Annotated in this window: 11 protein-coding genes; 7 read left to right on the forward strand and 4 right to left on the reverse strand. The window is 71.5% G+C overall.

What is annotated here, in order from left to right; translation table 11 throughout:
* The first annotated feature begins 231 nt into the window (after positions 1-231).
* Positions 232-1,032 carry a hypothetical protein gene (locus PBV52_RS22855; protein ID WP_274240719.1) on the forward strand — a complete coding sequence of 267 codons (801 nt, stop codon included), beginning with the start codon at positions 232-234 and terminating at the stop codon, positions 1,030-1,032.
* 34 nt (positions 1,033-1,066) lie between these two features.
* Here PBV52_RS22855 and PBV52_RS22860 read toward each other — a convergent pair whose 3' ends face one another.
* From PBV52_RS22860 to PBV52_RS22875, 4 genes are all read right to left on the reverse strand, one after another.
* Positions 1,067-2,905 (reverse strand): stealth family protein, encoded by a 1,839-nt coding sequence (locus PBV52_RS22860; protein ID WP_274240720.1) that lies wholly within the window; start codon positions 2,903-2,905, stop codon positions 1,067-1,069.
* A gap of 36 nt (positions 2,906-2,941) precedes the next feature.
* The gene (locus tag PBV52_RS22865) at positions 2,942-4,639 is read right to left on the reverse strand and encodes a stealth family protein (protein WP_274240721.1); all 1,698 of its coding nucleotides are present in this window, start codon (positions 4,637-4,639) and stop codon (positions 2,942-2,944) included.
* A gap of 433 nt (positions 4,640-5,072) precedes the next feature.
* Positions 5,073-5,354, reverse strand: a complete 282-nt coding sequence (locus tag PBV52_RS22870) for a hypothetical protein (RefSeq protein WP_274240723.1) — start codon at positions 5,352-5,354, stop codon at positions 5,073-5,075.
* 174 nt (positions 5,355-5,528) lie between these two features.
* Positions 5,529-8,855, reverse strand: coding sequence for a BTAD domain-containing putative transcriptional regulator (locus tag PBV52_RS22875; protein ID WP_274240724.1), 3,327 nt, complete (start codon positions 8,853-8,855; stop codon positions 5,529-5,531).
* A 584-nt stretch (positions 8,856-9,439) separates the two neighbouring features.
* Here PBV52_RS22875 and PBV52_RS22880 point away from each other — a divergent pair.
* From PBV52_RS22880 to PBV52_RS22905, 6 genes are all read left to right on the forward strand, one after another.
* Positions 9,440-10,177 (forward strand): Crp/Fnr family transcriptional regulator, encoded by a 738-nt coding sequence (locus PBV52_RS22880; protein ID WP_274240725.1) that lies wholly within the window; start codon positions 9,440-9,442, stop codon positions 10,175-10,177.
* A gap of 170 nt (positions 10,178-10,347) precedes the next feature.
* A complete protein-coding gene (locus PBV52_RS22885; protein WP_274240726.1) occupies positions 10,348-11,223 on the forward strand; it encodes a hypothetical protein in 876 nt (291 codons plus the stop codon).
* 5 nt (positions 11,224-11,228) lie between these two features.
* The gene (locus PBV52_RS22890) at positions 11,229-13,805 is read left to right on the forward strand and encodes a hypothetical protein (RefSeq protein ID WP_274240727.1); all 2,577 of its coding nucleotides are present in this window, start codon (positions 11,229-11,231) and stop codon (positions 13,803-13,805) included.
* Complete coding sequence (locus tag PBV52_RS22895; protein ID WP_274240728.1) at positions 13,798-15,363, forward strand: hypothetical protein; 1,566 nt, start codon at positions 13,798-13,800, stop codon at positions 15,361-15,363. Before PBV52_RS22890 ends, PBV52_RS22895 begins: the two co-directional genes overlap by 8 nt.
* Positions 15,360-15,911, forward strand: a complete 552-nt coding sequence (locus PBV52_RS22900; protein WP_274240729.1) for a Pycsar system effector family protein — start codon at positions 15,360-15,362, stop codon at positions 15,909-15,911. Before PBV52_RS22895 ends, PBV52_RS22900 begins: the two co-directional genes overlap by 4 nt.
* A 220-nt stretch (positions 15,912-16,131) precedes the next feature.
* On the forward strand, positions 16,132-18,387 hold the full coding sequence (locus PBV52_RS22905; protein ID WP_274240730.1) for a VWA domain-containing protein: 2,256 nt from the start codon (positions 16,132-16,134) through the stop codon (positions 18,385-18,387).
* The last annotated feature ends 43 nt before the right edge of the window (positions 18,388-18,430 follow it).

The raw sequence follows: 18,430 nt of genomic DNA on the forward strand, positions 1-18,430 counted from the left end.
GGGCCCCACCGCTTGCGGTGGGGCCCTTCGACGTTGTCCGTCTCAGAACAGCCCAGTACGACGTATGCGTCTCCTCCTTTGGCCGGCAGCCGATGATTGCGCCAACCCGAGGAGAACCCAGGGTTAAGTGATGGGTCGGGTCGGCAACAGTGCACAACCCCCCGCACGCCCCCTCTGTCTGATGCAGGTGGAGTCACCACCCAATTCATCCAACGTGGGGGAAACCACACCATGCGCCTGCGCGCCACTGTCGCCACCGCCACCGCCGCTGCCCTCAGCGCCGCCCTCGCCGTCACCGCTCTCGCCGTCCCGGCCGCCGGGGCCGAGCAGGACGACTCGCCCACGACCTTCAGGGACATCCAGGTCAACCAGAGCCGCGACTACACCGTTGTCGTCCCGGCCGCACGGAAGGTCGCGTTCCTGGTCTCCGCGATCGTCAGCGACCCGTCCGGCGTCCAGAGCGTGTCGTACGAGCTGTGGCACGGAGCGAACCGGGCGGAAGCCGACGGGCGCATGGCGCAGGTCGGGTTCGACCGCTGCGTGAAGATCAACGAGACCGAGTCCAAGTGCGAGGCCGTCGTGGTCGCCGACCCGTACGACAACCTCCGCAGCAACGCCCTCGCCGGTGTCTGGGGCGTGAGCGCCGTGGCCGTCGACGGCGCGGGCAACGTCACCCGCGAGGACGACGCCCCCTGGCTGGCACGCATCAAGCGCCAGACCCACCTGTCCCAGGCCGACGCCACCCCGGAGCCGGTGAAGAAGGGCAAGGACCTCACGGTCAAGGCCCGGATGATCGTCGCCAGCTGGGAGAAGCACAAGGACGTGCCCCTCATCGGGCATCAGGTGCTGCTCCAGTTCCGCAAGGGCACGAGCGGCGCCTTCACCACGCTGAAGAAGGTCAAGACCGACCGGAACGGCTGGGCCACGGCCACCGTGAAGGCGACGGTGGACGGCGAGTACCGCTTCGATTTCGCGGGCACGTCCCTCACCCAGGGCAGGACCGGCCGGGCCGACTTCGTCGATGTGAAGTGAGCCCGGACGGTCCGCGGATCGAGGTGGTCGCTGGTCACGGTGTTGCGGGGCGGCGCCGAGCCGACCGGCCGGCCGGGTGTGCCGGGACGCGCGCCGTGAGCGGTGCGGTCGGGCGGGGGGTGGGTCGGGGCGGGCCTTCGAAGCGGCTCGGGAACGGGTACTTGCGTTCCAGGAAGGTACGGATGGCGGTCTGGGCCGCCGGTCTGGCCTCCGGGGCGGTGTCCACGTCGTTGAGGCAGAAGAAGTCGATGTCCTCGCCGGCCGCGAGGCGGGCCAGGCGGCGGTGCATGTCCGGGGTGCCCAGCTGGACGTAGCGGAAGCGGTAGTCGGCCGGGACGGCGCGGCCGGTCGCGATCGCCCAGTGGTGGTGGAGCGTGGACGCCGGAGCGACGTCGGAGGTGGAGCGGAAGCGGGAGTAGGAGGTGCGCTCGAGTTCCTCGATTCCGAGGGTCTCCATCTCGCGCATGACCGACAGCAGTTGGGGGTGCGGGGTGTGCAGGGATTTGTGCGTGATCTGTCTGCCGTGGAAGCGGCTGATCACCTCGCGGGCGTTCTTGCCGGCGGAGTTGGGGGCCGGTTCGAGGGGGTGGGGGGCGCCGAGTCCGAGTTTCAGGGGGGAGAGCGGGATGCGGGCTATGCCGTTGCCGTGGAAGAAGTGCTCGGCCCGTACCGGGCGGTTGATGAACACGTCGTCGTTGAAGTAGAGGTAGTGGTCGGACAGGCCCGGGATGTGGTGCAGGCGGCTCTCTATCGCGTGCGAGTTGAAGACGGGGAGTGCGTCGGGCGGGAGGATGTCCCGGTGGTCCACCACCGTCAGGCCCTCCGCGTCCGGGTCCAGCCAGGCGGGGATCTGGGAGTCGGTCACCAGGTAGACGTGCCGGACGAAACCCGCGTACATCTCCAGGGAGCGCAGTGCGTACTTCAGTTCGTCGTGGCTGGTGTAGCGGGAGGCGCCGGTCTCGCGCGGAGCGATGACGTCGCAGGACAGGGCCTGATGGGCGCGGCGCTTCGCGGCCAGCGCCGGGTCGTTCCCGTCGACCCAGGTGTACACGGCGTCGACGGGGAAGCGCACCTCGTCGATGCCCGGCTCGGCGAACGGGGCGAACGTCGGCACGCTGCGGTGGCGGCCCGCCACGGAGGCGGGCTGCTGGGCCGCCGACGGGAGTACCTCCGCAACGGGGTTGCGGCGCGGGGCGACGAGTGCCGGGCCGAAGACGTCCGGCAAGCGGCTGCCGGGCACCGTGAGCCAGGAGGGATCCGGGGCCGGGGTGGTGCCGAGGTCCCGGCCGTGCCGCCAGAACTCGATGTCGCACCCCGCCTCGAGACCGGTGAGCACCTGCCCTTGCGGGCCGAGGCGCACCACGCCGGTACGGAGCACCATGGCCCGCCTCAGCGCCCGCGGCAGCTTCCCGTCGGCCCACAGCACCGCGGTCGTCACGGCGCCGTCCGGTCCGACGGCGCCGACGTACCCGACGGAGCCGGCGAAGCGCTGGGCGGCCCGGGAGAGAACCGCGCCGCGGTACCGCTCCTCGATGCCGATGGCCTGCCGTGGCGCCGCGCTGTGCCCGTGGTCGGCGGGGACCAGGAAGTACGGGACGCCGAGCCCCTCCAGCAGGGTGCACACCCGTTCGAGATCGGCTTCGGCGGCGTCGGCGGCGGTGTATCCGGCGACCGTACGGCCGTAGAGTCGCACCGGTCCGAAGGTGATCCGGCGCAGTCCGGGGTCCGCGGCCCGCAGGCGCCGGCGGGCCCGGGTCGCGCGCAGCGCCCAGAGCCGGGCCGTCAGCCAGAGCCGCAGGCCCACCAGAAAGTCCCGGGCCGCCCGGATGCCCCCCGGCAGTCCGAAGCGGTGACGGGTGTTCGTTCCCCCCATGTCCATGCCCCCCATGTCCAGGCCCCCCAGCCCTCGTTACTTCTGCTTCTCGAAGGGGCTCGCGAAGGGGAAGTAGTTCTCCAGGAACTCGTCCATCCGGGCGCCGACCTGCTCCCGCTCCTCGGGCGGCACATCGACGTCGTTGAGGCAGAAGAAGTCGAAGCGGCGGTTGCGGCGCAGATCGGCCAGGCGCTTTTCGGCGTCCGGGCGGCTGATGTTCACGTAGCGGAAGCTGTACTTCCCCGGCACGCCGCGGCCGGTCATCAGCGCGTACTGGTAGAGCAGCGGGGCCGTCATGGCGATGTCCTGCGGCGAGCGGAAGCGGGACGCCGTGGTGCGGCTGATGTCCTGCGGGAAGAGCTCCTCCAGCACCTGGAGCGTCTCTCGCTGCTGCGGCAGCGGGGTGTGCATGAAGTTGTTCGTCGTCATCCGCCCGAACTTCTCCAGCAGCAGCCGGCGGACGTTCTTGCCGGCGGAGTTGGTGGCCGTCTCCTCGGCGTGCGGCTTGCCGACGCCTATCTTCAGCGGGGACACCGGGATCTTCATCAGGCCACTGCCGTGGAAGAAGTGCTCCGGGGTGACGCGACGGCCTACGAACACGTCGTCGTTGAAGTAGAGGTAGTGGTCCGACAGGCCCGGTATGTGGTGCAGGCGGGTCTCGATCGCGTGCGAGTTGAACACCGGCAGGACGTCCTGCGGGAAGATGTCGCGGTGGTCGACGACCGTGATTCCCGGGGCCGAGTCGTCGAGCCAGTGCGGCTTCTGACCGTCGGTCACGAGGTAGATGTGCCGGACGAAGTCGGCGTACATCGCGAGTGAGCGCAGCGAGTACTTCAGCTCGTCATGGCTGGTGTAGCGGGAGGCGTTGGTCTCCTTGTCCAGGATCTCGGCGATGCCGTGCTCCTGGTACCGGGCCCGCTTGGCCCGCATCTGGGGCTCCTCGCCGTCCACCCAGGTGTAGACGACGTCGACGGGGAAGGTCACGTCGTTCACGGTCGGCAGGGTGAGCGGGGTGAAGCTCGGCAGCTCCCGGTCGCCGATCCGCACCGCGGCCGGCTTCTGCTCGGACGCCGGGAGTACGTCCGTGATGCCGTTGTTCCGCGGCGCGATCAGGGACTCGGCGAAGATGTCCTCGGACGCCTGCGGCTGCACCTTGGCCAGCCGCCGAGGCCCGTCGTCGGAGGCGAGGAGCTGTGCCCCGTCCTCCCAGAACTCGACGTCGCAGGCGAGTTCCGGCCCGGCGAGCAGCTGGCCCGCGGGGCCGAGGTGGTTCTCCCCGATCCGCAGGACGGTGGCCTTGCGCAGTGCGGTCGGCAGTACGCCGTCCATGAACAGTGCGGGGTTCTTGAGCTGTCCGCCGGGCAGCGGTCTGCCGAGGAACACCGCCTTCCCCGCGTTCTGCGCCTCCAGGGCGGTGAGGAAACGCTCCCGGTCGACGGCGTTCACGCCGACCGTGTGGCGCGTACGCGAGGTCGGTACCAGGAAGTAGGGGATACCTTCCTGCTCCAGCGCGGCGACGACCAGGCCGAGGTTGGCGGCGGCCGCCTCGACAGCGCTGAACCGGGTCACGATCCGGCCGTAGAGCTGCTGGCCGCGCACCGCCACCGGGCGGAGCATCGGGTCGGTGACTGCCGCCGTGCGGCGCCGCCGCATGGTGCGCAGCTGCCACACCCTTTCGGCGGCCTTCCGCTCGACTCGCGGTCGCATCCGCCGGGCAAAGGAACGCACGGTCACGTTCTGAGCTCCTCTTCATGAACCTCTCAGACATCCCTGCGTTAGCCAGACCGACGCATGGTGCGGAAGGTTGTAGAAGAGTTCTCCGAGAATTAACAAACGAAGGGCCCTACGCATAACTGGCCCTCAGTGGGACGTGGTAGAGAGCTGCCGCCTTTTTCGTTCTTGTCGTGGTCCACCAGGCCAGGGGCCCGATCCGCGAAAGCGGATCGGGCCCCTGGCTGGTTTCCGAGGTCGAGTACGGCCGGGCGGACACCGGTGCACTGCCATCGGCGGAACACATCCCAGGGACCGTCTACGACGGCCCGTACTCCACCGGTAGGTCTCGCCATGGGACACCGGGGTCCGCACCGGCCAGGGGATCCCGTCGGTCGGCCTCCGTCGACATGCGGACGACCAGCCGACCAAAGAAACCCCTGATCCGGGCCTCGGACTAGAAGGCGCTGTTGTCGCAGCCCATGGCCGAGCCGATGTGGGTGTCCTGCCCACCCGAGTTGCCCTCGCCGTTGAGCGCGTTGCCCAGCACGCCGTTGAGGACGCCGACCTGGCCGAGGACGTCGACGTTCAGGTCGTGCGACTTGCAGGAGGAGCTCTGCAGGACGCTGGTCTTGCCGCCGTGGCCGTCCATGCCCTGGGCGGTGGCGGTGCCGGCGCTCAGGATGCCGACGCTGCCGAGGGCGACGATCACGACGGCAGCCTTGCGAAGGTTGTGCATGTCATCTCCGGTGAAGTGAGGTGATTGCGATCCGTGACAGATCGACTTCGTACAGTTACCGGAGAATAATAGGAAAATAAATAACATGTCCCCGCGACGCGCCGGGATTCGTGATCTCGTGGCGGAACCACCCGGACACCGCACGGGGACGCCGGTCGGCTCGTTCGGCGGCCGCTACCGCGGCGGCACTCCGACGTCGGAGAAGATGGCCCGCGCCTGTTGCCTCATGAGGTCGGCCGCGGCCGCCTCGTTCGGGCGGAGGACGCGGCCGAGGGTCATGAGGGTGCGGGCCTCGCCGAGGCGGTGGCCGGTCTCGCGGTGGATGGCCAGCGCCTCGTGGCCGAGGGCGACGGCTGCGGCGTGTGCCGCTTCGGACTCCGCGATGTCGCACAGGACCGACAGGGCCTGCGCCTCCACCACCCGGAACGAGTGGTCGCGCGCCAGGCTCAGCGCCTGCTCGGCATGGCTGCGGGCCTGGTCGTGCCGGCCCAGTTGCCCGAGTGTGAGGGAGAGGCCCAGGGTGCAGTCCGCCTCGGTGCGTCGGTGTCCCGACTGCTGGGCCAGGGTGAGGGCCTGCCGGCCGGCCCGCTCCGCTCGGTCCGGGTGGGCCAGTTCCCGGTGGGCGGCAGCGATCGTGTTGAGGATGCCGGCCTGAATCCAGCGGCGCCCCTTGGCCTTGCCCACCGCCAGGGCCCGCTCGGCCTGGTGCAGCGCCTCTTCGTGACGGCCGAGCTCGATCTTGATCCTCGCGACGGAGTCCAGCATCATGGCGCGGTCGTTGCGGTATCCGCCCGTGAGGTCGGGGCTCACCTTGGGACCGAGGATGGCGAGTCCCTCGGTCAGACGGCCGAGTTCCCAGTACGTCCAGCCCAGATTCTGCAGAGCCAGGCTGTGGTCGTGCCAGCCGATCTCCTCGTTGCGGCGGATGGCCGTCTCCAGGTGATCGGCAGCCTCGCGCAGCCGGCCCAGATCCCGGCACGTCACACCGAGTGTGACCAGCCCCAGCGCTTCGACGTGAAGGTTTCCGGCCGCGCGGGCGATCCGCAGACTGGCGGTGACGTGCTCGTGCGCGCTGTCGAGGCGGGCCAAGTTCCATTCCGCCTGGGCCAGGCCGCCGAGACCCGCTGCCTCGCCCGTCACCCAACCGATCTCCCGGCTGATCTCCCGTACGCGAGTGTGGTGATCCATTGCCTGTCCGCCCCACCCCCGGTCCGACTTGAGCAGCCCGAGGCCGGTGTGCATGGCGGCCTGGCCGTGAAGGTCGCCTTCGGCCGCGGCGGCGTCCAGCGCCGTCTGCGTGATGGCCTGCCATGTCGCCCGTGGCAGATGGAGCCAGAAGTCTCCGAAGAGTGCGTTGGTCAGGTGCCAGGCGATGGGGCGGGGGCCGTGGCGCCCGGTGTGGTTGATGAGGGCGAGCAGATTCGCCCGCTCCGCCTCCAGCCACTGTCCGGCTCCGGAAGCGGGCGGAAGGTTCGGCCGGTCGCCTGGGGCGAGGTCGTGGGGCAGCTCCGGGAAGAGCCAGCTTCCCCCGGTCGCGCGCGCGGCGTTCAGGTACCAGACGAGGACGCGCCGCAGCGCGGCGTCACGATCCGCCGCCGTTTCCTCCGCCCGCGCGCGCTCCAGCGCGTACTCGCGCAGGAGATCGTGGAAGCGGTACCGGCCCGCCGCCGCGGGTTCGATCAGGTGGGCCGCGGCCAGGGCGCCGAGCGGGCGCCGGGCCTGCGGCAGCGGTATCTCCAGGAACGCTGCCGCGACCTCGGCGGTGAACTCCGGGCCGGGGAACAGGCCCAGCAGCCGGAAGAGCCGGCGTGCCGCGGGGGACAGGACTCGGTACGACGCGGAAAAAGCCGTACGCAAGGGGGAGTCGTCGGTGTCGTCCGGTGCCAGCGCCTCCAGGCGGTTGCCCTCGGACATCTCGGCGACCAGGTCGGCCGGGCGCAGGCCCGGATCGCCCGTCAGTCGAGCGGCGGCGACGCGCAGTGCCAGCGGCAGGCTGCCGCACAGCCGGATCAACTCCTCCACCGCCGGAGGGTCTTCGCCGAGGCGATCCTCGCCGAGTGCCCGGCTCAGCAGTGCGCGGGCCTCGGCCGGCAGCAGGAGGTCCAGCGGCAGGGCGTGTGCACCGTCGCGGGCGACGAGATCGCCGAGCCGGTTGCGGCTGGTGACGACGACGCAGCAGGACGGGCTGCCCGGCAGCAACGGGCGGACCTGCTCCGCCGACGCCGCGTTGTCCAGCAGGACGAGCAGGCGGCGCCCGGCCAGCAGGGTCCGGTACGCGCGCGCCTGGGCCTCGTCGTTCAGGGGGATCTCCGACGCCCTCAGGCCCAGGCCCCGCAGCAGCAGTTCCAGGGCCTCGCCGGCCTTGAGCGGTGGGCGGTCGTGGTCGAAGCCGTGCAGGTTCACATACAGCTGCCCGTCCGGGAAGCGGGCACGGACCTGGTGCGCCCAGTGCACCGCGAGCGCGGTCTTGCCGATGCCGGCGGCGCCGCCGATCGCGGAGATGACCACCGTGTTCGCCGGCCCCGGCCCCTGCTCGGGCGGAAGCAGCGCGTGCAGCCGGACGAGTTCGTCGGTGCGGCCCGCGAAACCGGCGGCGTCGTGGGGCAGTTCGGCCGGGACCGACGGTGTGATGTCGCGGTCCGGGCGGCCGCGCTGCCCCGGTGTCGGTGCGCCCGCCGCGGGGTCGTTGGTGAGGATGAGCTGGTGGAGCGTCTGCAGCTCCGGTGCCGGGTCCACGCCCAGGTCCTCGGCGAGCCGTTTGCGGATGTCGTCGTAGTGGAGGAGGGCTTCGGCCTGTAGACCACACCGGTACAGGGCGGTCAGCAGCTGCCCGGCCATCCGTTCGTCGAGCGGGTGGGCGGCGGCCAGTTCGCGCAGCCGGGGAAAGATCTCCTCGTGGCGCCCCCTGCGCAGCTGCACCTCGTGGTACTGCAGCAGGGTCACGACCCGTTCGCTCGCGAGCCGGTCGCGCGTCGCCTGCGCCCACGCCCCCGTCAGCCCCGTCAGCGGTTCGCCGCGCCACATCTGCAGGGCGCGCTCCAGGAGTTCGGCGACCTGGTCGTCGGCGGCGGCCGCGGTGCCGGCCTCCTCCCTGGCACGGGCCTCCCCCTCCCTGGCACGGGCCTCCCCCTCCCTGGCACGGGCCTCCTTCTCCTTGGCGCGGGCTTGGCCGACCAGGTCACGGAACCGGTACAGGTCCACTCGCTCGGTGGGCGTCCGTAGCGTGTAGCCGCCTGAACTACGGTCCAGATGTACGCCGGTCGATCCCCGGCCCGCCTCCCGCAGTGCGCTCTTCAGCCGGCCCACATAGCCGTAGACCACGTTGCGCACCGTGTCCGGCGGGTCGTCCCCCCACACCCGGTCGATGAGTGTCTCGATCGGTACGACGCGGTTGGCCTCCATGAGGAGAACGGCCAGCACGCACCTCTGACGAGGCCGGCCGAGGTCGACCTCCGCACCGTCCGCCCACGCCTGTACCGGCCCCAGCAACCGGATCTCCACCGGCCATTCCTTCCGTAACCGCTCGTGCCCACAGGGCGGCCATGGTCCATGCCGCGCGACCTGCGCGTACAGGTTTCCTCAACATTCCCTCCGCTCCCCCTCGGAAAGCTGACGGCATGACACAGGGGGGCGGCGCTCACATCGATCGCAACCGTCGGAGGGCAGCCCTGGAGGTCTCGCCTTGGCCCTCTCCCACGACGCCCTCACCCACGACCCCCTCCCGACTCACCGCCCCCTCACCTCGCCACCACCTCGCCGTCACCCCTGTCACAGCGCAAACCCGAGTTTTCGCCAACTCTCCATCGACTGACCGAATCGCGACCTCGATACGGCCCCTTGTTCGAGTGGTGTGTCTGACCTCACGGTCGTCCCCTCACGCGCGGGCGTGGCGCCGGCGACCTGCGCTGGGTGTCGGGGGTCGCCCTGCCGCGGGGGTGCACGGCGACAGGGCGACCAACCTGGCATTCCGCAACTACCGGCCAGTACCCCTGGTATGGCGCAATCCACTCGGCGCGGAACTTTGTCCTGCCACCATCAACACCCATCGAAATCCCAGGCGTCCGGAATGCGGCGGGGGGCTGGCCATGGGGCTACTCGGCAATGAGCTGGCGTTCGCACACACCCTGACTCCGCAGGAGCACGAGAGCGTCATGGCCCTCGGCAACCGGAAGCGCTACCCGGCCGACGCCCATCTCCTCACCGAGGGCGATCGAACCAGTCACGTCGTGATCATTCTTCAGGGGTGGGTGACCGTATCCGTGGCGACGGACCGTGGGGCCACCCGGCTGATACTCGGCCTGCGCGGCCCGGGCGAACTGCTCGGCGAGATGGCCGCGTTGGATCCGCATCCCCGCAGCGCCACCGTGCGCGCACTCGGTCCCATAGAGGCCCAGGTCATATCCGGGGATGCGTTTCGTCGTTTTCTCGCCCTGCACCCCCGGGTCAGCGGACTGGTGATACGTCAGCTGACCTCCCGGCTCCGCAGCGCCGACCAGGAACGGTCCGCGCTCGCCTCACTCACCGTGCTGCAACGCCTGGCCAGCCGGCTCACCGAACTGTCGGGAGCCGAGCCCTCCGGCCCTTACACCCCGTCCGCGGTGGGCCCTCCGAGCGGCCCCGCCACCTCCGGCCCCGCCACCTCCGGCCGGGTCGTCCAGCTGGCCCAGGACGAACTGGCCGCCACGATAGGGGCCACCCGCGAAGCCGTCGCCAAGGCCCTACGGCTGCTGCGCACCCAGAACATCGTGCGCACCGGCAACCGGATGGTGGAGGTCCTCGACCCCACGCTGCTCGCCCTTCTCGCGGACGGTCATCAGGAGTAAGCCCACGCCCCGCCGTGTGTAAACGGCTACAGACGCCTCACGTCCTGGGCCTGAACCTGATGCAGCGGGACCCCTCCCGCGGACCACGGTGCAGGCTGCCTCCGCGGACCACCTCCTCGGCAGGACGAACCACCTCTTCGGCAAGCGGAAAGAACATGCAGGGGGCACGCGTGAACCACGACGCTCTGGAACTCACCGAAGCGCACTACGAGTTGGTGATCAGCGTCGACGCCAGACGTTCCGGCGCGTACGACGACGTCGACAAGCCGCGCATGCGCGCCCGGATCTACCGGGTGCTGGAGACGGCCTTCACCCACGCCAAGGTGGCCCGGGACGCCGTCCACATGGAGGACCGGGGCGACGGCGTGCTGCTGTCGGTGCCGGGGCGGATCGCGGTGAGCCGGCTGCTCGGGCTGTGGCTGATCGAGGTGCACGAGAAGCTGCGGGACGAGAACCGTGACCTGGCCGTCCCCCTCGGGCTGCGCATCGGCATGCACGTCGGCCCGGTCCGGTACGACGAGCGGGGCATCAGCGGACGCGCCGTCGACCTCGCCTGCCGACTGGCCGACTCCCCCGTCGCCCGGCAACTCCTCGACGCCGAGAAGGCCGACCTCGTGCTGGTGACCTCCCAGTCGCTGTACGAGGACGTGGTCAGCGGCGGCGGCAAGTTCATCGAGCCCGCGCACTACTCCTCGGCCCGGCTGGAACTCAAGGAGGGCGCGGCCACCGCCTGGTTCCACCTGCCCGGGCGGCCCGCTCCGGAGATCCCCGAGGCCGAACCGGTGTCGCCGTCACCGTCGAACGCACCGTCACCGGCGTCTGCCGCCGGTGCTCCGTCCGCCGACGACGAGCTCGACGACGACGAGGAAGAGGACGAGGACGAGGACGAGTTCGAGGCCGTGGACATGAACGGCCATCGGCCCGGTCACGTCGGCATTCATCAAAACGTCAGGCGCGACGCGTTCCATAACGAACACAACGTCTACCACGGGCCCGTGCAGATGGGCGGGTCCACCAACCGCGTCACCGAGCAGGGGAAGGACTGAGCCGGGTGAGCGACGACGAGCAGGCGGGCGGCGTGGCCGTCGACACCCCTGAGCAGCCCGGCGGGGGGCGGTCGTCCGACGACGACAAGAAGGCCGACAAGAAGGCCGGGGACGACAGGAAGGCCGGAGACGACGGGAAGCAGGACCGGGACGACCGGGCCCGTGGCGAGGACGGCAGGTCCGACGACGACAAGTCCAAGTCCAAGTCCGCCGAGGACGAGGAGGCGGAGAAGGAGAAGGAGAGGGAGAGGGAACGGGAGCGCGCCGCGGGGCGGTTCAAGGAGCGCACCCGCGACCCCCTCGCCGACGATCAGGGCGAGGACGGGCCCACCGATCTCGCCGCCGCCGCGCGGACGCGCCGGGCCACCCGGCAGCTGTTCGACGTCCGCCGGGACCTGATCAGCTTCGCCCACTCGCGGCTCCAGAGCGCCCACATCGGCGACAACTTCAACCTGACGCTGGGCTCGCGCCAGCCCGGCTCCGGCATGCGCAGCGGCCCCGTTCCCGAGGAGGAGCTGCGCAGGCTCCGCCGGGACCATGTGGTGCCGCAGGGGTACGTACGGCTGCGCGGCGCGCTGCGTGCCCGGCGGCTGCTGGTGCTGGGTGCCGCGCCGGGTACGGGACGTACGAGTACGGCGCTGTCGCTCCTCGACGAGGTCACCCAGCGCACGGCGGACGACTCCGGCGCCGAGCCCGCCCCCGCCCCCGGCCCCCGGGTCCTTAGGGTCGACCCGGAGGGCGGGCCACGGCAGTTGGCCGGGACGCTGGACGACGAGGGCGAGGAGGCCCGGCGCGGTACCGGCTATCTGCTGGAGCTCTCCCTCACCCGGGCCGACGCCCAGCCCCCGGACGAGATGGACCTCGACGAGCTCGCCGCGGCCCTGGCCCGCCGCGAGGCCTTCGCGGTGATCGTCGTGACCGTCGGCTCGGCGGTGAACGCACTGCTGGCCGGGCGGTACGGCATGCTCTGCCCGCCCGCGCCCACCGAGGAGCTGCTCGCCACCCGGCTGCGCGAGCGGCTGGAGGAGCGGGCCGCCGAGGCCCGGGAGGGCGACCCCCCGCTGGAGGAGCTGCTGGCACGGGCGGAGGACCTCGCGAAACGCGAAGAGGTCACGGCCGCGCTCGGCCTGAAGGATCTGCGCCCCGCCGAGGCCGAGTTGCTCGCGTCGTTGCTGGCCGGGCATGTCCTCGGGGACATCACCTCGTACGAGGAGCTGCTGTCCGGCTGCCGCAGCATCGCCGCCGAGCAGGCCCAGGAGTGGTTCGCCGGCGTGGACCGGGCGCTCACCGCGCCCCGGGTCGACGCAGAAGGCAAGGCCCGCCGGTCGGACACGGCGACGCTGTTCCACCCGGTGGCGTTCCGTATCGCGCTGGCCGTACTGGGCGGGGCGTCGTACAGCGCCGTGGCCACCGCCGCACACCTGCTGACCTGGGAACTGTCCGTTCAGAGCGACCCGGACAACACACCGGCCCGCCCCCTGTTCTGCGACGACCCGGAGGTCGACACGGCGCTCTCGCGCGCCGAACTCACCGACGGCAAGGTCGAGGTGGCCGGGCACGACGTGCCGGCGCGGCTGATCTGGTACCGGGGTTCCGCCCTGCCGTCCGCGGTGCTGACCGAGCTGTGGGACCGGCACTTCCCGGTGCGGGCGCCGGTGGTGCGCTGGCTGCGGCTGCTGGCGGACGATCCGCGCTCCCAGGTGTGGATGCGCGCCGCGGTCGCCGCCGGTGAGCTGTGCGTACGGGACTTCGACCACGGCTACACCGAGCTGGTCCGGCCGCTCGCCGAGGCGCACACGCCCCGTCGGCGGATCTTCGCGGCCACCACCATGGACCAGGCCGCCGGTCACGACTCCCATCGCAAGACGGTGCACAAGATCGTCGGCGACTGGAGCAGGAACGGCACCAAGTCGCTGCGCTGGACCGCCACGATGGCACTCGGCTACGGCAACGCCGCCGCCACGACGGACGACACCCTGGACGCGCTGGCCCGGATCGGGATCCGGGACGAGGGAGATCACCTGGCTGTCAGTTCCTTCAATGTAGTACGGCTGCTGACCCTGTCCGATGCCGCTCAGGTGCTGGAGCGGGTGGCGGAGTGGACCCACCACAAGAAGGAGCCGTACCAGGACCTGGGTCTGGTGACCACCGTCCGGCTGGCGCTGACCACGGTGGACGAGGTGCTGACGGACGACCCCGAGTCCTCGCCGCTGGGCGACCGGGGCGACTGGCCCCTGCCGCTGGCCCTCGCCGCCACCCGGCCCGAACTCGTCGTCCCCATGGCCGACCTGCTGTGGACCGCGCTGAACACGGCGCGGTCGAAGGACGTGGCGATGGACGCGTTGGAGGCGCTGCTGCGGTCGGCGGTGCGCAAGGACGGCACCGAGTGGACCCGGCCGGGGCTGGCGGCGCTGCTGCCCGCGCTGGCCACCGAGGAGAACGACCGGCGGCGGCTGGACTGGCTGTTGCGCCGAATGATGAACGACCCGGAGAAGCCGCTCCCCGAACCGAAGGCGCGCGACCTGTGGTGGCTCGCCGTCTCACGGCCGGAGCGGACGGGCCAGGAGGAGAGGCATGGCTGACAACGACGACGCGAGGGCGAAGGCGAGGCAGCGGGTGCAGGCGAAGCGGGCCGCCGCCGACTCGACCCCGACGGGTCCGTTCCTGAAGGAGTACACGCCGACGGGCGGGTTGCCGCCGGTCAGTGCCGAGAAGACCTCGGTGGTGTTCTACCGCAACGGCGGCTACAGCGTGGTCTCCGCCTTCGGGATCCGGCACGTCGACAAGCGGACGCTGGCCCGGCCGTACACCGTCTGCGAGATCGCGGTCGGCACCTTCGTGACGCCCCTGCGGATGGAGCTCCCGGCCGCCGGCAGCACCGCCTTCTTCAAGGCCGAGGTGGACATCGAGTGGGAGGTGACCGACCCCCATCTGGTCGCCGTGCAGGCCGTGAAGGACGTCGCCAAGCGGCTCACCTCCCCGATCCTGGAACGGCTGCACGAGGTCACGCGGTCCTACCGGGTGACCGACGCCGAACAGGCCAACCGGGTCATCACGCGCGAGTGCGTCGGGGGCCGCTGGAGTGATCTGGGGGCCGAACTCGGCCTGCGGGTACGGCTGTACGTCCGTCTGGGGGTGGACGACGACGCCATCGAGCACGCGAAGAAGAAGCGGGACGTGGTGGCCGAGGCCGAGGTGACCCGGCAGCGTCAGGACGCGTTCCGGCGCATGCTGCAGGGCGGGGAGCTGGAGCAGCTCAGCTTCATGCTGGCCGCCGATCCCGAGGGGGCCAAGGACTTCCTGGAGAAGATCCGCCAGGAGGGCAGGCAGGACGACAGGGAGCGGATCGACCGGCTCTACACCATGGCGCTCAGCGGGGAGCTCGCCTCCACCGACGTGGAGACACAGGTCCTGAACCTCATCAACCCGGACCGGCGCCGCCCCATCCAGGGTCCCATCGGATCGCTGCCGCCCCGCCGGGAACCCCGGCAGCTCGAGCCGTCCACGGACGGGGCGTTCACCCCGGACTGGGTGTCGGACGAACCGCCCCGACGGCGCCCCCACCGGCCCGAGCCCTCCCGGGACGAGCCCCGCCGGACGGGGTCCGGCCGACGGGAGCCGTACGCCGGCCAGGACGCCGACGCGGACGAGCCGCCCTCCCGCGCGCGACGCGAGCCCCACCGGGACCCCTACTCGGCGGACGACGACGCGTACACGCCCCGCCCCCGGCGCCGGCCCCACCGGCCGGACCCCTACTCCCCGGCGGACGCCGACTACGACGACCCACGCGACCGCGACCGCCGACGCCCCCACCAGCCCGAGCCCTACTCCACGACGGCCGACGCCGACTACGACGACCCGCGCGACCGCGACCGTGACCGGACCTACCGGCCCGAGCCCTACTACGAGGGCGACGACCCCGACTACGACGACCCGCGCACCCGAGCCCGACGCCGGCCGCCCCGGCCCGAGCTCTCCTCGGGTCCGGACCCCGACTACGACGAGCCGCGCTCGCCGGACCGTGACCGGACCTACCGGCCCGAGCCGTACTACCCGGACGACGACGTCGACCGGGAGCGGCCGCGCCGCCGCAGACGTGCCGAGGACGACGGCTGGTCCTGGGTGGAAGAGGACCGATGACCGCCGACGGGGCGGCACGGACCTCCCCCGACCCGGTCGGGCCGGTGCCGGACGGGGGTCGGCACTGCCATGACCGGGCGGGGGAGCGCATCGCCGAGCGGTTGCTGACCGCGGTCCGGGAGGACCTCGGCCGGGCCGACTCCAAGGCGGCCGTGCTCCTGTCGGGGACGCTCGCACTGCCCGCGTTCCTGGTCGGGTGGCACGGCACGCCCGGCTGGGACGGGTTCGCCGACATGACGCTGATCCTCTCCGGGGTGCTCTGGGCCGTCGCGGTGGCCGCACTGGTCGCGGCGCTGATGCCGCGCACCGGCACGGTCCGCGGCCGGGACGAGGTGACCTACTTCGGCGATCTGGTGGCCGCGCACGACATCGCACGGCTGTCCGCCCGGGTCACCGAGGCGGCGCGCGATCCCGCCCGGTGGCTGCTCGTCCAGGCCGTGGACGTCAGCTCGATCCTGTCCGCCAAGTACCGCGCCATCCGCTGGGGCGTGGCCTCGCTCGCCCCGTCGGCGGCCCTGGCCGTGGTCTGGGGTCTGACCGCGGGCTGACCCCCGACCGGCGCACGCAGCACCGACGTACCACCGCACACACGCCAACGCACCACCGCACACGACATCGGCGCGCACCAGGCACGACGCGCACGCGTCCGTACACGTCGCAAGACGAATCAAGAACCTGACGAATCAAGAACCTCAAGCACGAACCTCAAAAACCAAGGGGACGGCCGTGGGAAGAGTCACGGGAAGACGGCAGACAGGAAGGGCCCGGGTGCGCCGCGCCGCGATTTCGGTGCTGGGCGGCGCCGCGGTGTTCGTGTCCCTGTTGGCACCGGCCGGTCAGGATCCGGTGCCTGCGGCGGACTCCGAACCGGTGTTCCCAGCGGTCGACTACGCCGTGGCCGTCGACGAGTCGGCCAGCCTCGCGCCCGAGGACATGAAGGCCGAGAAGGCCGCCGCCAAGCGGATCGCGCTGGGCGACGTCTCCTCGTCCTCGCAGGTCACGGTGTTCGGCTTCGCCGCCGCCGAGAAGGCCGGCCAGCGCGTGGTGGACCCGGTGTGCCCGCGCACCACGCTGAACGCGGCGGGCCGCGAGGAGGTCGGCGGTTGCGTGGACAAGCTGCGCAGCCGCAAGAAGAGCGAGGGCACCGGCACCGACCTCCCGACCGCCATCCGGCAGGGCGTGGACGACCTGACCGACGGCTCCGACGCCTCGGTGCCCCGGGTGCTGTTCCTGCTGACCGACGGGAAGATGGACGTCGAGGACAGCTTCAAGTACGGCGATCCCTCGCACCGCAAGGCCGAGGGTGAACGGCAGTTGAAGCTGGCGCTGGAGGAAGCCGCCGCGCAGAACGTCCAGATCTGGCCGCTGGGCTTCGGCGACGACCCGGACAAGAAGCAGCTCGACCAGATCGCCGCCGGCGGCTACCAGAAGGGCTGCGTCGAACTGCCCTCCGCCACTCCCAAGGCCCACAAGGTCGACGGGGCCAAGGACGTGGGCACCACCCTGGAGAAGATCTTCGCCGCCGCCCACTGCCTGCGTCACGAGGAAGGCCCCAGCAAGCGGCCGCCGGCCACCCTGGAGATCGGCATCTCCCCGCTGGCCACCGTCGGCAGCATCGTCGTCGACAAGGGCGACCCCGAGGTGAAGATCACCTACATCGACCCGGCCGGCGACAAGGTCCCGACCACCTCAGGGAAGTACAAGAACTCCCGGTTCGAGCTGGCGGGCGGCTCCGGCACCGTCGAGGCGCTGAAGATCGTCGACCCGCTGCCCGGCATCTGGAAGGTGAAGGCCGAGGCCCCGGAGGGCCACCGCTCGCTGCCCGTCGCCGTCAGTGTGCTGTGGCAGGGCGAGCTGCGCGGCGCCATCACCATGGACCCGCCCTCGCCGCAGGCCGGCGAGAAGGTCACGGTGACCATGCGGCTGCAGACGCGCGAGGGCTACGAGATCAAGGACCCGCGCGACTACGAGGGGCTGCGTGTGCGCAGCGAGCTGACCGGGGACGGCTTCTCCCCCCTCGCGCTCGAACTCGCGGACAACGGCAAGGAGTCCGACCCCGAGGCGAGCGACGGCTCCTTCACCGGCACCGTGACCATCCCCGAGGACGCCGACGGGGCGCTGACGGTGAGCGCCACGCTGACCGCCTCGGGGCTGACCGCCGACACGCGCAGCGAGACCGGCGAGGTCGCGCCCGGCGAACTGCCCGTCAAGGCACCGGTCGAACTGCCCGCCGGCGACACCCATCCCGGCGGCACGGTCACCGGCACCCTGGACGTCAGCAACACCACCGACACCCCGCACACCCTGCGGCTGTCCGTCGCCGACGTGAAGGACGGGCTGCTCTCCGTCGAGCCGAACGAGATCACCCTCAAGCCCGGTGAGCAGGGCACCCGGCAGGTCACGGTCAAGGTCTCCCCCGCGGGCGCCTTCGGTGACCGCCTCGGCGACGGGCTGGACCTCTCCGGCACCTTCACCGTCGTCGACACCACCGACGACGACCGGACGCTCGAACGCGCCCCGGTCTCGGTGCGGGTCACGCCGGAGCCCGGGATCTGGGAGAAGTACTGGTGGGCGTTCGTGTCCGGCGCCGTCGCGATCGCGCTGGCCGCGGTGGCCGTCGTCGCCTGGCTGGGGCTGCGCAGGCGTCGGCGGGACCCGTTCGGGCTGGTGCTGCAGCTGGTCTCCGAGGACGGCACCGTCCTCAATGAGCACAAGGCAGGACACGGCAACAACAAGCAGTGGTACGAGTTCGCCGTCGCCGAGGCCCATCGCAGCCCGCGGATCGAGAAGCGCGCGCACGGCCCGTACGCCGTCCGGCGCAGCCGCGAGGGCGGAGCGGTGGTGCGCAAGGGCGGCAACCGGATCGCGCTGCCCGTCCGCGGCCAGGTCCAGCTGACCGACACGCTGAGCCTCACTCTCGGCGGGACCCCCGGCCCGGGGCCCCGTCCGCCGCAGGGCGCCTTCGCGGGTCGCGGCGACCGGAGGCCGCCGAGCCAGAGCGGCCCCTACGACGAGTTCGCGTGACGCGCGGGGGCGGCGTCCGGACACGTCACCGCCCGGCCCGCCC

It is taken from the genome of Streptomyces sp. T12, from assembly GCF_028736035.1.
Lineage (GTDB): Bacteria > Actinomycetota > Actinomycetes > Streptomycetales > Streptomycetaceae > Streptomyces.

Coding starts and splice junctions, on each gene's coding strand:
- PBV52_RS22855 (WP_274240719.1), top strand. CDS start 232: ATGCGCCTGCGCGCCACTGTCGCCACCGCCACCGCCGCTGCCCTCAGC.
- PBV52_RS22860 (WP_274240720.1), bottom strand. CDS start 2,905: ATGGGGGGAACGAACACCCGTCACCGCTTCGGACTGCCGGGGGGCATC.
- PBV52_RS22870 (WP_274240723.1), bottom strand. CDS start 5,354: ATGCACAACCTTCGCAAGGCTGCCGTCGTGATCGTCGCCCTCGGCAGC.
- PBV52_RS22880 (WP_274240725.1), top strand. CDS start 9,440: ATGGGGCTACTCGGCAATGAGCTGGCGTTCGCACACACCCTGACTCCG.
- PBV52_RS22895 (WP_274240728.1), top strand. CDS start 13,798: ATGGCTGACAACGACGACGCGAGGGCGAAGGCGAGGCAGCGGGTGCAG.
- PBV52_RS22900 (WP_274240729.1), top strand. CDS start 15,360: ATGACCGCCGACGGGGCGGCACGGACCTCCCCCGACCCGGTCGGGCCG.